The sequence below is a fragment of the Aeromicrobium senzhongii genome, assembly GCF_014334735.1.
Lineage (GTDB): Bacteria > Actinomycetota > Actinomycetes > Propionibacteriales > Nocardioidaceae > Aeromicrobium > Aeromicrobium senzhongii.
Window position 1 is genome coordinate 2,157,360 of sequence record NZ_CP060587.1, and the last position, 13,057, is coordinate 2,170,416.

Annotated in this window: 16 protein-coding genes; 7 read left to right on the forward strand and 9 right to left on the reverse strand. The window is 72.4% G+C overall.

From position 1 onward, the window contains the following. Positions 1 to 26 precede the first annotated feature (26 nt). The 3 genes from H9L21_RS10705 to cls are packed head-to-tail and all read left to right on the forward strand — an operon-like array spanning position 27 to position 2,550. On the forward strand, positions 27 to 650 hold the full coding sequence (locus H9L21_RS10705) for a PadR family transcriptional regulator (RefSeq protein ID WP_154596909.1): 624 nt from the start codon (positions 27 to 29) through the stop codon (positions 648 to 650). Next, complete coding sequence (arfB, locus tag H9L21_RS10710; protein WP_154596908.1) at positions 640 to 1,047, forward strand: alternative ribosome rescue aminoacyl-tRNA hydrolase ArfB; 408 nt, start codon at positions 640 to 642, stop codon at positions 1,045 to 1,047. Before H9L21_RS10705 ends, arfB begins: the two co-directional genes overlap by 11 nt. 36 nt (positions 1,048 to 1,083) lie before the next feature. Then, a complete protein-coding gene (gene cls, locus H9L21_RS10715) occupies positions 1,084 to 2,550 on the forward strand; it encodes a cardiolipin synthase (RefSeq protein WP_154596907.1) in 1,467 nt (488 codons plus the stop codon). Positions 2,551 to 2,553: 3 nt separating this feature from the next. Here the strand turns inward: cls and H9L21_RS10720 are convergent, their stop codons facing one another. Both H9L21_RS10720 and H9L21_RS10725 read right to left on the reverse strand, forming a co-directional pair. Continuing rightward, on the reverse strand, positions 2,554 to 3,003 hold the full coding sequence (locus H9L21_RS10720) for a CAP domain-containing protein (protein ID WP_154596906.1): 450 nt from the start codon (positions 3,001 to 3,003) through the stop codon (positions 2,554 to 2,556). Positions 3,004 to 3,075: 72 nt separating this feature from the next. Then, entirely contained in the window at positions 3,076 to 3,396 is a 321-nt protein-coding gene (locus H9L21_RS10725; RefSeq protein ID WP_154596905.1) for a hypothetical protein, read from the reverse strand. An 89-nt stretch (positions 3,397 to 3,485) separates the two neighbouring features. On the opposite strand from H9L21_RS10725, the gene H9L21_RS10730 reads away from it, so the two are divergent. Continuing rightward, on the forward strand, positions 3,486 to 3,662 hold the full coding sequence (locus tag H9L21_RS10730; RefSeq protein ID WP_154596904.1) for a hypothetical protein: 177 nt from the start codon (positions 3,486 to 3,488) through the stop codon (positions 3,660 to 3,662). 7 nt (positions 3,663 to 3,669) lie between these two features. Here H9L21_RS10730 and H9L21_RS10735 read toward each other — a convergent pair whose 3' ends face one another. From H9L21_RS10735 to H9L21_RS10745, 3 genes are read right to left on the reverse strand one after another with little or no spacing between them, the layout of a single operon-like run. Then, a complete protein-coding gene (locus H9L21_RS10735; protein ID WP_154596903.1) occupies positions 3,670 to 4,374 on the reverse strand; it encodes a VIT1/CCC1 transporter family protein in 705 nt (234 codons plus the stop codon). A 38-nt stretch (positions 4,375 to 4,412) separates the two neighbouring features. Next, positions 4,413 to 4,904, reverse strand: a complete 492-nt coding sequence (locus H9L21_RS10740) for a DUF456 domain-containing protein (RefSeq protein ID WP_187411449.1) — start codon at positions 4,902 to 4,904, stop codon at positions 4,413 to 4,415. Beyond that, on the reverse strand, positions 4,901 to 6,052 hold the full coding sequence (locus H9L21_RS10745; RefSeq protein ID WP_154596902.1) for an acyl-CoA dehydrogenase family protein: 1,152 nt from the start codon (positions 6,050 to 6,052) through the stop codon (positions 4,901 to 4,903). The genes H9L21_RS10740 and H9L21_RS10745 overlap by 4 nt, the downstream gene beginning before the upstream one ends. A 35-nt stretch (positions 6,053 to 6,087) precedes the next feature. Here H9L21_RS10745 and H9L21_RS10750 point away from each other — a divergent pair, with 35 nt between their 5' ends. Then, positions 6,088 to 7,116, forward strand: a complete 1,029-nt coding sequence (locus H9L21_RS10750) for a Gfo/Idh/MocA family protein (protein ID WP_154596901.1) — start codon at positions 6,088 to 6,090, stop codon at positions 7,114 to 7,116. Between the two features lie 30 nt (positions 7,117 to 7,146). Here H9L21_RS10750 and H9L21_RS10755 read toward each other — a convergent pair whose 3' ends face one another. Continuing rightward, positions 7,147 to 8,166, reverse strand: a complete 1,020-nt coding sequence (locus tag H9L21_RS10755) for a zinc-binding dehydrogenase (RefSeq protein WP_154596900.1) — start codon at positions 8,164 to 8,166, stop codon at positions 7,147 to 7,149. Positions 8,167 to 8,334: 168 nt separating this feature from the next. Between H9L21_RS10755 and H9L21_RS10760 the strand changes: the two genes are divergently transcribed. Beyond that, positions 8,335 to 9,981, forward strand: coding sequence for an alpha/beta fold hydrolase (locus tag H9L21_RS10760; protein ID WP_154596899.1), 1,647 nt, complete (start codon positions 8,335 to 8,337; stop codon positions 9,979 to 9,981). 24 nt (positions 9,982 to 10,005) lie between these two features. Here the strand turns inward: H9L21_RS10760 and H9L21_RS10765 are convergent, their stop codons facing one another. Further along, positions 10,006 to 10,377 (reverse strand): MarR family winged helix-turn-helix transcriptional regulator, encoded by a 372-nt coding sequence (locus H9L21_RS10765; RefSeq protein ID WP_154596898.1) that lies wholly within the window; start codon positions 10,375 to 10,377, stop codon positions 10,006 to 10,008. A gap of 160 nt (positions 10,378 to 10,537) precedes the next feature. Between H9L21_RS10765 and H9L21_RS10770 the strand changes: the two genes are divergently transcribed. After that, positions 10,538 to 11,623, forward strand: coding sequence for a substrate-binding domain-containing protein (locus H9L21_RS10770; RefSeq protein ID WP_255467036.1), 1,086 nt, complete (start codon positions 10,538 to 10,540; stop codon positions 11,621 to 11,623). Here the strand turns inward: H9L21_RS10770 and H9L21_RS10775 are convergent. Together H9L21_RS10775 and ureG are read right to left on the reverse strand one after the other, a co-directional pair. Next, positions 11,560 to 12,354: an urease accessory protein UreD gene (locus H9L21_RS10775; RefSeq protein ID WP_187411450.1), complete on the reverse strand. Its 795-nt coding sequence runs from the start codon at positions 12,352 to 12,354 to the stop codon at positions 11,560 to 11,562. The genes H9L21_RS10770 and H9L21_RS10775 overlap by 64 nt on opposite strands. Then, positions 12,332 to 13,054: an urease accessory protein UreG gene (gene ureG, locus H9L21_RS10780; RefSeq protein WP_154596896.1), complete on the reverse strand. Its 723-nt coding sequence runs from the start codon at positions 13,052 to 13,054 to the stop codon at positions 12,332 to 12,334. Before ureG ends, H9L21_RS10775 begins: the two co-directional genes overlap by 23 nt. Positions 13,055 to 13,057 lie beyond the last annotated feature (3 nt).

A 13,057-nucleotide genomic window follows, 5' to 3' on the forward strand; every position in this document is an offset into this window, starting at 1 on the left:
CGTCGGCGCGTCGACCTATCGTTGACGTGTCGACGACGACCGTCGTCGTCCCGAACCGAGAGGGGACGATCATGCATCGCACCGAGCACCGGCCTGCCGGGCGCCCCGGTCACCCCCACCGCTCGCGGCGCGGCGGCCCGCGCGACTTCGAGTGGGAGCTCGGTCCCGGCCGCACGGGCCGCGGCGGACGGCGTGGCCGCAAGGGCGGCGACGTGCGCGCGGCCGCCCTGCTGCTCCTGGCCGAGGCTCCCGCCCACGGCTACAGCCTGATCCAGCAGATCGCCGCGCGCAGCGACGGCGCCTGGTCCCCCACCCCCGGGTCGATCTATCCCGTCCTGCAGCAGCTGGAGGACGAGGGTCTGATCGAGTTCGAGCGGGTCGAGGGCCGCAAGACCGCCAGCCTGACCGACACCGGAGCGGCGTACGTCGAGGAGAACCGCGATGCGCTCGGCGAGCCCTGGGACGCCGAGCAGCTCGGTCGCGGCATCCCCGCGGAGTCCGCGGCGCTCAACACCGCCCTCAGGTCGCTCATGTCCGCGGCACGCCACGTCATGACCGACGGCTCCCCCGCGCATCAGGCCCAGGCGGCCGCGATCGTGGCCGACGCGCGTCGCCGGCTCTACGGCCTGCTCGCCGACGATGAGTCCTGACCGGCCGGTCGTCCGACTCCCCGAGTCCGAGCTGACCTGGCGCTTCAGCCGCTCGTCCGGCCCGGGCGGCCAGCACGTCAACACCACCGAGACCCGCGCCGAGGTCCTCTGGTCCCCCACCGACAGCAGCGTCCTCACGCCCGAGCAGAAGGCGCGCGTCGTCGCGCGGCTGCGCGGGCGGCTCGTCGACGGTCACCTGTCCGTCGTCGCGTCGGCGCACCGGTCGCAGCTGCGCAACCGCGAGGACGCCGTGCGGCGTCTGGAGGGGCTGGTCGCGGAGGCCCTGCGTCCCGTGAAGAGCCGCCGGCCCACGCGCCCCACCCGCGGGTCCGTCGAACGGCGACTCGACGCCAAGAAACGGCGCAGCCAGATCAAGCGCGGCCGCCGCGAGTGGTGACCCATCCCTCGGGTCCGGCGGCGGTAACGTGCCGTCATGGATCACGCCGGCACGCTCCTCTCGCTGGCCGCCGTGGCCGCCCACTTCGCGATCAACATCGCGGCCATCGGCATCATCCCTGAGGGGCGTCGCCCGCAGACGGCCATGGCGTGGCTCATCCTGATCGCCTTCGCGCCGTTCGTCGGCGCACTCGCCTTCCTGCTCTTCGGCAGTGCCCGCATCGGTCATCACCGCCGCCGCGAGCTGACCACCGCCAACCGCGTGATCGCCCGCGAGACCGAGGCACTCACGGCTCCCGCCCCGGCCGACGCACCGGACTACGTCGAGCCCATCGTGCAGCTGAACCACCGGCTGGCCTCGATGCCGTTGACGGCCGGGAACCACGTCACGCTGCTGCCGGACTACCAGGAGTCGATCGACGAGATGATCGCGGCCATCGATGAGGCCCGCGAGCGCGTCCACGTCGAGTTCTACATCATGGCGCTCGACGAGATGACGACGCCGTTCTTCGACGCGCTCGACCGGGCGACGGCGCGTGGGGTGGTCGTCCGGCTGCTCTTCGATCACCTCGGCACACGCCGCATCAACGGGTACCGCGAGCTCAAGCGACGCCTGGCCGCCTCCGACATCGACTGGCACCTGATGATGCCGCTGTTGCCACTGCGGGGCCGCTTCCGCCGGCCCGACCTGCGCAACCACCGCAAGCTGCTGGTCGTGGACGACGTCGTCGGGTTCACCGGGTCGCTGAACCTGACCCACCCCTCGTACGGCAAGCCGAAGAACCGCCGGATCGGCCGCGAGTGGGTCGAGCTGTGGTGCCGGCTCGAGGGCCCCGTGGTGGCCACGATCGATGCGCTGTTCAGCGCCGACTGGGCCCTCGAGACCGGGGAGGTGCTCGACATCGCGACCCACGAGGTCGAGCAGACGCCGCACTCGCCCCGGGACGTGGTGGGCGTGGCCGTCCAGCTGATCCCCAGCGGGCCCGGGTTCGAGGAGGAGAACAACCTGCGCCTGTTCACCTCGTTGCTCTACAACGCCCGCCACCGCATCTCGCTGACCAGTCCGTACTTCGTGCCGGACGAGACGCTGCTGTATGCCGTCACCACGGCCGCGCAGCGCGGCGTCGACATCGAGCTGTTCGTCAGCGAGCAGGCCGACCAGTTCATGGTGGGGCACGCGCAGGCGTCGTACTACCGCGAGCTGCTCGAGGCCGGCGTCCGGATCTGGCTCTACCCGGCCCCGCTGGTGCTGCACGCGAAGCACCTCAGCATCGACGACGACGTCGCCGTCCTGGGCACGAGCAACATGGACATGCGCTCGTTCGCACTGAACTACGAGATGACCCTGATGCTGCCGGACGCGTCGGTCGTCGAGCGGATCAGGCAGGTCGAGGACGCCTACCGCGCGAAGTCACGCGAGCTGACGATCGAGGAGTGGACGCGACGCCCCGCGCACCTGCGGTTCGTCGACAACGCGATGCGCCTCACGGCGACGTTGCAGTGACCCTCAGGCCGGGCGACCGAAGACCTGCGCGGTCCACGTGTGCCCCCGGGCGTCCTTCGCCACGCCGATCCCCAGCCGCGTGTACTTGCGGCTGAGCATGTTGTGACGGTGCCCCGGCGAGTCCAGCCACGCCCGGATGTTCGACCGAGGCGTCCGGTAGCCGTGCGCCACGTTCTCGCCGACGGCGCGCGCGTTGCACTGTCGCAACACCACCGAGAGGTCCTGGTGGAACATCCGCTGCTGCTTCGCCATCCGGCGGGCCTGGCGCTGGGCGTAGCGGTCGAGACACGCGTGGAAGCGCAGCTTCCTCAGGTGGTGCGCCTGGCGCGAGCGGTTCGTCTGGTCGTGCAGCCGCTGGTCGAACGTGGTCGCCGAGACCGCCGCCGAGGCCGGAGCAGACGGAACCGCGGCCAGTGCCGTGGCCATGACTAGGGCGACGAGGATCCGGCGCATGACTACCTCCCGAGTGTCAGGAGGTCATCGTAGTCACATGTGATGCGTTTCACACCACCTGTTTGAACTACGTCAGGTGCCGGAGTAGCCGTTCAGCAGTGCGTAGAAGACGAGCGCGGCCACCGCCGCGGCGGTCAGACCCGCTCCGGCACCGACGACCACCCGGTGTCCGAGCCGGTGTCCCTCACCGGCGATCGCCGGGACGAACACCCACAGCAACGCCCCCACGACGACCATGAGGAGCACGAAGACCGGCAGGATCGCGCCCTCGTTCGTCTCGTCGAACACGGCGGCGGTCGCGGGGAACAGCCCCAGTGCGAGCAGGAGCAGGACGCCGGCGATGGCGATCCGGCGGTAGCCCCGGCGCTCCGAAGGTGAGTACGAGTCGTCCATGGCCCCGAACCTACTGGCCCCGGACGCGGTCGCGCACCTGCGAGAGGCGCCCGGGTGAGGCACGATCGAACAGAGCGAAGGAGGCCATCATGACCATCGACCCGGAGCAGCCCCAGACCCCCGCCGAGCCGGACCTGATCCCCACGGCCGAGCCCGCCGACGCCGCCGAGCAGCAGCGCGACGCCTGGGACGACGAGGACGACGACGACGTCGTCCCGGACGCAGAACGGTCGGTGCCGTTGGACGAGGACGAGTCGACCGAGTGACGACCGGTCAGACCATGCCGCTGGAGCCGAGCAGCCGGCCGATCAGGTAGGTCAGGGCCAGCGCCAGGGCGCCACCCACGACGAGCCGCACGGCGGCTCGGCGCCGGTCCCCGCCCCCGATGCGGGCCGAGATCGTCCCGGTCAGCGCGAGCGCCACCAGCACCGTCGCGAAGGTGACCGCGAGCCTCGCGTCCAGTCCCGTGGCCAGCATCGCCACGAGCGGCAGCAGACCGCCGGCCGTGAACGCCACGGCCGAGGAGAACGCCGCGCTCCACGGGCTGATCAGGTCGTCGGCGTCGATGCCCAGCTCGACCTCGAGGTGCGCGGCGAGGGCGTCGTGCTCGGTCATCTCGCGGGCCGCCTGACGGGCCGTCGCCTCGGCGATACCTCGCTCCTGCAACATCTGGGTGAGCTCCTCGAGCTCGCCCTCGGGGTCCTCACGCAGCTCCCGGCTCTCCAGCCCGATCATGTGCCGCTCGCTGTCGCGCTGACTGCTGACCGAGACGTACTCCCCCAGCGCCATCGAGACCGCGCCGCCGACCAGGGCCGCCGTCCCTGCGGTCGCGATCGCCCCGGTGTCGCTCGTGGCGCCGGCCACGCCCACGACGAGGGAGGCCACGGACACGATGCCGTCGTTCGCCCCCAGGACCCCGGCCCGCAGCCGGTTCAGCTTCTGCGACGTGCAGGAGACGTGCGGCTCGTCGACGCTCATGCGGTCAGCGTAGGGCGCACCGAGGGCCGCACCCCGGTTCAGACGCGGACGACCAGCACCGCCACCAGCCAGGCGCCCGCGGTCAGCAGGGCACCGGTCAGCTCGACGAGGATCGCGATGCCGGTGGCGCGCAGCGCGTGGCCCGTGGCTCGGCGCGCCGCCGGCTCGTCGCCGAGGCGCTGCAGTTCCGACAGGTACGTGCCGCCGGCGAATCCGACGAAGAGGCCGACGACCGGGATGACGAAGAAGCCGACGACGCCCAGGACCGCACCCACGACGAGGCTGCGGTTCGGGACCCCTCGCCGTTGCAGGTACCGCCCGGCGAGCAGGTACTTCAGCCCCATCGCCGCGAGCGTCAGCACGAGCGCCAGGGCCGCCACCGTCCAGCCGGTGGCCCCACCCGTGACGATCCCCCACACGATGACGGCCCCACCGACGACGAAGCCACCGGGGACGACCTGCACGATCGCGCCGACCAGGCCCAGGACGATGACCAGCGCGATGACCAGGTCGAAGACGACGCCGCTCACGAGAAGGCGCTGATCCCGGTCTCGGACCGACCGATGATCAGCTTCTGGATCTGGCTCGTGCCCTCGTAGAGGGTCATGACCCGCGCGTCGCGCATGTACTTCGCCACCGGGTACTCGTCGACGTACCCGTAGCCGCCGAAGACCTGGATCGCGAGGTTCGCCGCCTTGACGGCCTGCTCGGAGGCGTAGAGCTTCGCCTTGGACGCCTCGACGCTGAAGCGCTCGCCCCGGTCGATCAGGTCGGCGGCACGCCACGTCAGCAGTCGCGCGGCGTCGGCGTCGACCGACATCTCGGCGATCATGTCCTGGACCAGCTGGTACGACGCGATCGGCCGGCCGAACTGCTCGCGGGCGGTGCTGTACTCGACCGACGCCTCGAGGCAGCCCTGGATGATGCCCACGCAGCTGGCGGCGATGCCCACGCGGCCCTTGTCGAGCGAGGTCATGGCGATCCGGAAGCCCTGGCCCTCCTCGCCCAGCAGGGCGTCGGACGGCACGCGCATGCCACTGAAGGACAGCGCCCCGGTCGCCTGTCCGCGCAGACCGAGCTTGCCCTTCACCTCGGTCGCCTCGAACCCGGGTGTGTCCGTCGGGACCAGGAAGGCGGACACGCCCTTGGGTCCGGGACCGCCCGTGCGGGCGAAGACCAGCGCCACGTCGGCCCACGTGCCGTTCGTGATGAAGATCTTGGAGCCGTCGATCACCCACTCGTCGCCGTCACGCACGGCCCGCGTGCGCAGGTTGCCCGCGTCCGAGCCGTTGTCGGGCTCGGTCAGGCCGAAGCAGCCGAGCAACCGGCCCGAGGCGATGCCCGGCAGCCACCGCTGCTTCTGCTCCTCGCTGCCGAACTGCAGGACCGACTTGCCGAACAGGCCCGTCGAGACCGAGACGATGCCTCGGATCGCCGAGTCGGCCCGGCCCAGCTCCTCCATCGCGAGCACGTACGTGACGTAGTCGCCGCCGATGCCGCCGTACTCCTCGGGGATCGTCAGGCCCATGAAGCCGATGTCGCCGAGCTTGGGGATGATCGCGGTGTCGACGGACTCGACCCGGTCCCATTCGGCGCGGTGGGGCACGACCTCGCGGTCGAGGAATTCCCGGGCGAGCGCGCGGAAACCGCGCTGGTCCTCGGTGAGCGTCAGATCCATGGCCCTGATCCTGCCACCGCCCTACGATGCGGCGTATGGCACTTCCCCCTTCTCGGATCCGCGATCCCCGTGACGCCCCCGTCCTGCGCTGGGGCATCCTCGGTGCCGGACACATCGCGGCAGCCATGACCCAGGCGCTGCTCGAGGGCACCGGCCAGCAGGTCGTCGCCATCGGGTCGCGCGACCGTGACCGGGCCCGCCGGTTCGCCCAGAGCTTCGGCGTCGCCGGGTTCCACGGCTCCTACGAGGATCTGGTCGCCGATCCGCAGGTCGACGCGGTGTACGTCGCCACGCCGCACTCGGAGCACCGCGACCACGCGCTGCTGGCCATCGCGGCCGGCAAGCACGTGCTGGTCGAGAAGGCCTTCACCCGCAACGCTCGCGAGGCCGCCGAGGTGCTGACCGCCGCCGAGGCGGCCGGGGTCACCTGCGTCGAGGCGATGTGGTCGCGCTTCCTGCCCGGCTACGACGTGGTGCGCCGGGCCGTCGAGGAGGGCGTGCTGGGCGACGTGCGCGTGGTCCAGGCCGATCACGGCCAACTGCTGTACCCGGACGGACCCGCGCGGCTCGCGGCCCCCGAGCTCGCCGGCGGCGCGCTGCTCGATCTCGGGGTCTATCCGGTGCACCTCGCCGCCATGCTGCTGCCCCGGATCGAGGCCGTCCGCGCCGTGGGCACCCTGACCCCGCTCGGTGTCGACGAGCACGAGTCCATCGCGCTGCACGGTGCCGACGGTGCGGTCGCGGCACTCACCGCCTGCATGTCCGCCACCACCGCGACCGTCGCGACCATCGCGGGCACGCGGGCCCGGCTCGACCTGGCCGGACCGTTCTACCAACCGACCGCGATCCGCCTGACCGACCCGGCCGGCGAGGTCCTCGAGGTCTGGGAGCCCGAGGTGCACGAGGCCCACCTGGGGCTGCGCTACGAGGCGGTCGAGCTCGCGCGGTGCGTGGCCGACGGACGACGCGAGTCGCCACTGCTGCCCTGGGACGAGACCCGCCGCGTCATGGCACTCATGGACGAGGTCCGCGCCCAGCTGGGCGTCCTGCTGCCCGGAGAGTGAGTCGCCGCCCTCGGCTCCCGGGGGTGCAGGTCACGGCCAGAGCAACGCCTTGACGGCGCGCCGCTCGTCCATCGCCCGGTACCCCGCGGGGGCGTCCTCGAGCGGGACCTGCAGGTCGAAGACCCGACCCGGATCGATCTCCCGGTTCCAGATCAGGTCGATCAGCTCGGGCAGGAAGCGGCGCACCGGAGCCGGGCCGCCGTGGAGGTGGACTCCGGCCATGAAGAGCGGACCGCCGGGGATCGAGACGTCATGGGAGACGCCCACGAAGCCGACGTGCCCGCCGGGCCGCGTCGACCCGATGGCCTGCATCATCGCCTCCTGGGTGCCCACCGCCTCGATCGTGGAGTGCGCGCCCAAGCCGCCCGTCAGGTCCTTGATCCGTGCCACCGCCGCGTCACCGCGCTCGGTCACGATGTCGGTGGCACCGAACTCCCGCGCGAGTGCCTGCCGGTCCTCGTGGCGGCTGCAGGCGATGACCCGCTCGGCTCCGAGCCGGCGGGCCGCCAGGATCCCCATCAACCCGACGGCGCCGTCGCCCACGACCGCGACCACCGTGCCGGGACCAGCCTCGGCGGCCACGGCCGCGAACCAGCCGGTCCCCAGCACGTCGGACGCCGTCAGCAACGACGGCAGCAGGTCCTCCTCGGGAACCGCCGGCGTGGCCACGAGGGTGCCGTCCGCGAGCGGGATCCGCGCGCGCTCGGCCTGGGTCCCGATCGCCCCCATCGGGACCCGGTGCACGCAGTAGGCCTCGTAGCCCGACCGGCAGATCTCGCAGGTGCCGTCCGAGGCCCAGAACGAGCCGACCACGAAGTCACCGACCCGGATCGTGCTCACGTCCGGACCGACCTCCTCCACGACACCGACGTACTCGTGTCCCATGACCTGGTCGTGGACGGGCTCGGCCCCGCGGTACGGCCACAGGTCGCTGCCGCACACACAGGTCGCGGTCACCGCGATGATCGCGTCGGTCGCCTCCTCGATCCGCGGATCGGCCCGTTCCTCCACCCGGACGTCACCCGGCTGATGCATCACCACTGCCCGCATGTCGCTTCTCCTCGGGGGTTCGGGACGATCCGGCCGCATCGACCGCCTCCCTCCATGGAAACCCCGGACGAGGCGCGCCGCGAACGCTGACCGGTGTCCCGCCGCGCGGGCCCGACCCGCGGGGCGAGCTGACCGATCACCGGTGAACGCCGGACTACGGTGGATCCGATGCGCCTCGACCGATCGTCCCGCCCGGGTGGCTCCGCGCTGGCCGCCGTGGCGGCCCTGGCGGGCGTCGTCGCGATCGCCCGCCCCCTCAGTGCGGTCGACGCCCTGCTGATCGTGACCGTGGTCGTGCTGGCCGTGGCCGGAGTCCACGAGCTGGTCACGGCGCGGACCGCGCGCGACCGGCTGATCGGCGTCCTGCTGGTGACGGCCGCGATCGTGCTGGCCGTGCGCCCCGTGTGGGGAGTCCGCGCCCTCGTGGTCGCGCTGGGGGTCGTCCTCATCGGCGAAGGGCTGCTGGCCGTCCATCGACGCCGGTCGTGGTGGGACGTCGCCGGGGGTGTCGGACTCGTCCTGCTGGGGCTGCTGGCCCTGGCCTGGCCGGACATCTCGGTCTTCATCGTGGGGGTGCTGCTGGGCGTGCGCCTCCTGCTGGTGGGGTTCCCGGGCCTCGCGCCCGACCTCCCCCGTCCGGTCACGGCGACGGTCGTCCTGACCACCGCGGTCGCGCTGTGCGGCTACACCGTCGTCGTCACGTCCACGGTGCCGGAGCCCGGCCGCTTCTACACGGCGCCGGCCGAGGCACCGCGCTCCCCCGGACTGCTGCTGCGCGCCGAGCCGTTCACCACCGACGTGCCCAGCGGCGCCCGCGCCTGGCGCATCCTCTACAGCACGACCCGCGCGGGCGACGAGCCCACGATCGCCAGTGCGGTCGTCGCGGTGCCGCGCGACCAGCTGATGGGGCGCGCCCCGGTCATCGCGTGGGCGCACGGCACGACGGGACTCGAGTCGCGCTGCGCCCCGAGCCTGCGCGCGCGCCACACCGTGGGCGCCGGCGGGATCGCCGCCGTGCACGCCGCGCTCGACCGGGGCTGGGCGGTCGTCGCCCCCGACTATCCCGGGCTGGGCACCGGCGGGGTCCAGCCCTACCTGATCGGCTCGGGCGAGGCGCGCTCGGTGCTGGACGCCGTGCGCGCGGCCCGGCGCATCCCCCAACTGGACTTGGGTCGCCGCACCGTCGTCTGGGGCCACTCCCAAGGTGGCCATGCGGCGTTGTGGACCGCCATGTCGCAGCCGGACTACGCACCGGACGTCAGCCTCTCCGGCGTCGTGGCCGTCTCGCCGGTCAGCAATCCGACGACCTTCCTGCGCGACCTGCAGCGCCGGCCCGTGGGCACGATCTTCGTCGCCTACGCACTGGCGGCATACGACGCCACCTACGACGACGTCGACACGGGTGACCACGTCCGGGCCAGCGCCCGACTGCCGATCGACCGGATCGCGAGCCGCTGCCTGCGGTCCAAGGCCGCGCAGGTCTCACTGACCCAGGCCCGCGTGATGGCCGACCGCTTCGTCGCGGGTTCCCTGTACGAGGGAGCGCTGGCCCGGCGGTTGAGCGAGAACGACGCGACCGGTGCCATCACGGCCCCCCTGCTGATCGCCCAGGGGGAGAGCGACCGCGTCGTCACGCTGCGCCTGCAGGACGACTACGTGCGTGGCCGGTGCGCCGCCGGACAGTCGCTGGACTACCGGACCTACGCCGGGCGGGGTCACGGCGACCTGTTGAGGGCGACCAGCCCGTTCGTCGACGAGCTGCTCGACTGGACCGCCGACCGGTTCGCCTCCAAGCCCACCACGACCACCTGCTGAACGACCCGGGTCGGCCGCCTCCGCTCAGGGCTGCGGCGCGGGCACGTTCAGCTCGTCGGCCACCGCGGTCTCGATCTCGTGCACGCGGGCGGCGACCTGCTCGCCCAGACCCGAGAGCGCCACGACCGCGCGCCGCTTGTCGGCGGGGTCGATGCGCCGGATCACGAGGGCGTGCTCCACGAGGTGGTCGACGTGCCGGGTCAGGCTGGCCGCCGGCAGGACCGCCAGCTCGGCGAGGTCGGTCATCCGCAGTCCGGGCTGCTCGCGCAGGGCGGCGAGCACCTGCCACTGCTCGAAGGTGACGGCCTGCTCGGAGAGCACCGGGTGCACGGCGCGACGCAGCGCCGCCTCGGCGTGCTTGAGCCGCAGGGTCGCGCCCGTGGGGTGGTGCAGCATCGTGGATCTCCCTCCTGCGGCTCACGATACTGCCGTCTGAAAGCATCCGGAACGACCCTCGTGTCACGTCCGGTTACATCGTCGTGAAGTCATGTGACGGCCGCGTGACGATTGCCGTCGGCCCCTCGTGACCGCCGCCTCGGGAGCGCAGACTGGGCAGGTGGTCGCCCCCGCCATCGCTGTGCCCGAGCCGCGCTTGCGTGTCGCTTTCGTGGTGCCGTTGCAGGGTCCGACCGGCATCTACGGCCCGTCGTGCCTGGCCTGCGGCCAACTCGCGACGGAGCAACTGAACGCGCACGACGGGATCGCTGGGCGCGAGGTCGAGCTGGTGATCGTCGACGCCGGACGGCAGCCCGAGGTGGTGGCCGCCGAGGTGGACGCACTGGTCACCTCGGGTGCGGTCGATGCGGTCGCGGGGTGGCACATCTCAGCCGTGCGCCAGGCGATCACGCGCCGCATCGGCGGCCGGGTCGTCTACGCCTACGCCGCGATGCACGAGGGCCGTGACGACACCCCCGGCGTCTTCATGCTGGGCGAGCGGCCGATCAACCAACTGCTGCCGGCGGCCCACTGGATGCGCGAGGAGCTGGGGGTGCGGCGGTGGGCCGTCGTCGGCAACGATTACGTCTTCCCCCGGGTCACCGGCACGACGGCGCGGCTGGCGCTGCGGGACACGGCGTCGCAGGTGGTCAGCGAGACCTACGTCCCGTTGGGCACCCGGGACTTCGACGGCGTGCTCGAGTCCCTCCGGGGCGCGGAGGCCGACGGTGTCGTCATGCTGCTGATGGGCCAGGACGCCGTGCACTTCAATCGCCAGTTCGCGCGGCGCGGACTCGACGACCGGTTGGCCCGGCTGAGTCCGGCGGTCGAGGAGAACACGCTGCTCGGCGGTGGCGTGGACGCCCACCGCGACCTCTATGCCGCCGCCGCGTACTTCGACGGACTCGACACCGTCGAGAGTCACGCGCTGGCCGCGGACTACCACCGCCGGTTCGGGCCGTGGGCGCCGGCGCTCAACGCCGTCGGTGAGTCCTGCTACGAGGCGATCTGGTTCCTGGGCCGCCTCGGCCGACGGTGCGGTGGCGTGGGCATGGACGCGATCGCAGCGTTCGGGTCGGGCACCTTCTACGACGGCCCTCGCGGCCTCATGCGACTGGACGGGAACCTGCTCGACCAGGACGTCTACCTCGCGAGGGCCGACGGCCTGCAGTTCCGGGTCGAGGAGCAGATCGCCCGCACGAGCTGACGCGCCTGGGCCCATGCCTCGTGCGGCACGGCCAGATGGGCCGCGTCGGCGAGGTGCCGCACCATCGTGCCGCGTCCCTCGAGGTCGAGCCGGGTGCCCTCGGTCGTCGCGGGCAGCCGCTCGCCCACCACCGTGACCGTCCCCATGACGCGCGCACCGAGCAACAACGGGCTCGAGTCCGGACCGACCTGCAGCGACTCGACGAGCACCGGGACGTCACCGGCGCCGAGCAGGACCAGGTCCTGCTCGACCACCCCGGGACGCTCGCCGTGGCGTCCGAGCACGAGCACCTCCCGCAGGGCCAGCCGCGCCTCCCAGCCCAGCCGCACCCTGGTCCGGCGGGCGACCCGGGCCCCCTCGGCGACGACGAAGGGCTCCCCGGCCCACACCAGGCCGGCCGCGGCCTCCACCACGACGTCGACATCCCAGCGCGCGCACCCGCCGTCCATCGCGTAGGCCACGGTTCCGGCGGGCTCGACCAGCTCGAGGTGGGCGCCCGGGCCCACGACCACCTCGATCCGGACGGCGTCGCCGGCCAGCAGCAGCGCACCCTCCGGCACGAGGGAGACGCGGGCACCGTCCTCGTCGGAGCTCAGCAGCATCGGCCGCACGAGCGGTCGGTCCGCCGATCCCGAGCACGCCAGCAGCACCTCGCACCGGCCCCCGGACGCGGGCCGGCGCACCTCGATTCGGGTCAGGCTCGTCGTCTCACACGTGGACGTGGTCATCATCGGCGCCGTCGTGGGTGTGCGCCGTGCCGTCGGCATGGACGTGGGCCGCCATCGGTCCCGGGTCCTCCGGGACGAGCATCCCCGCCCGGTGCGAGCCGAGCTGCTCGAGCAGCCAGGACGTCAGCGCGCCGACCGACTCCTCGTCACTGCGCGACAGGGCGATCACGGGGCGTCCCTCCCGGACGGCGCCGGCGTCCGCGACCATTTGCTTCGCGTCGACGCCGACGTACGGGGCCAGATCGGTCTTGTTGACGACGAGCAGGTCGGCGCGCGTGATTCCGGGACCGCCCTTGCGCGCGACGTCGCCACCGCCGGCCACGTCGATCAGGAAGATCTGCGTGTCCACGAGCGCCGGCGAGAACGTGGCGGTCAGGTTGTCGCCACCGGACTCGACCAGCACGAGATCGAGGGGGGCGAAGTCCTCCTCGAGCTCCTCGACGGCCAGCAGGTTCGCCGTGATGTCGTCGCGGATCGCGGTGTGCGGGCAGGCACCCGTCTCGACGGCGCGGATCCGCTCGGGATCGAGCACGCCGGCCGAGCGCAGGAAGCGCGCGTCCTCGTCGGTGTAGATGTCGTTCGTGATGACGCCGATCCGCAGCAGGTCGGCCAGCCGCGAGCAGACCAGGGCGATCAGTGAGCTCTTGCCCGTGCCGACGGGTCCGCAGACCCCCACGCGCAGGGATCGGGACGACGGGCTCATGGG

Excerpts from the sequence above, each read along its gene's own strand:
- H9L21_RS10745 (WP_154596902.1), bottom strand. The coding sequence starts at position 6,052 with ATGGATCTGACGCTCACCGAGGACCAGCGCGGTTTCCGCGCGCTCGCC.
- H9L21_RS10720 (WP_154596906.1), bottom strand. The coding sequence starts at position 3,003 with ATGCGCCGGATCCTCGTCGCCCTAGTCATGGCCACGGCACTGGCCGCG.
- H9L21_RS10730 (WP_154596904.1), top strand. The coding sequence starts at position 3,486 with ATGACCATCGACCCGGAGCAGCCCCAGACCCCCGCCGAGCCGGACCTG.
- H9L21_RS10725 (WP_154596905.1), bottom strand. The coding sequence starts at position 3,396 with ATGGACGACTCGTACTCACCTTCGGAGCGCCGGGGCTACCGCCGGATC.
- H9L21_RS10765 (WP_154596898.1), bottom strand. The coding sequence starts at position 10,377 with ATGCTGCACCACCCCACGGGCGCGACCCTGCGGCTCAAGCACGCCGAG.
- arfB (WP_154596908.1), top strand. The coding sequence starts at position 640 with ATGAGTCCTGACCGGCCGGTCGTCCGACTCCCCGAGTCCGAGCTGACC.
- H9L21_RS10760 (WP_154596899.1), top strand. The coding sequence starts at position 8,335 with ATGCGCCTCGACCGATCGTCCCGCCCGGGTGGCTCCGCGCTGGCCGCC.
- H9L21_RS10755 (WP_154596900.1), bottom strand. The coding sequence starts at position 8,166 with ATGCGGGCAGTGGTGATGCATCAGCCGGGTGACGTCCGGGTGGAGGAA.
- H9L21_RS10735 (WP_154596903.1), bottom strand. The coding sequence starts at position 4,374 with ATGAGCGTCGACGAGCCGCACGTCTCCTGCACGTCGCAGAAGCTGAAC.
- H9L21_RS10775 (WP_187411450.1), bottom strand. The coding sequence starts at position 12,354 with ATGATGACCACGTCCACGTGTGAGACGACGAGCCTGACCCGAATCGAG.
- ureG (WP_154596896.1), bottom strand. The coding sequence starts at position 13,054 with ATGAGCCCGTCGTCCCGATCCCTGCGCGTGGGGGTCTGCGGACCCGTC.
- cls (WP_154596907.1), top strand. The coding sequence starts at position 1,084 with ATGGATCACGCCGGCACGCTCCTCTCGCTGGCCGCCGTGGCCGCCCAC.
- H9L21_RS10750 (WP_154596901.1), top strand. The coding sequence starts at position 6,088 with ATGGCACTTCCCCCTTCTCGGATCCGCGATCCCCGTGACGCCCCCGTC.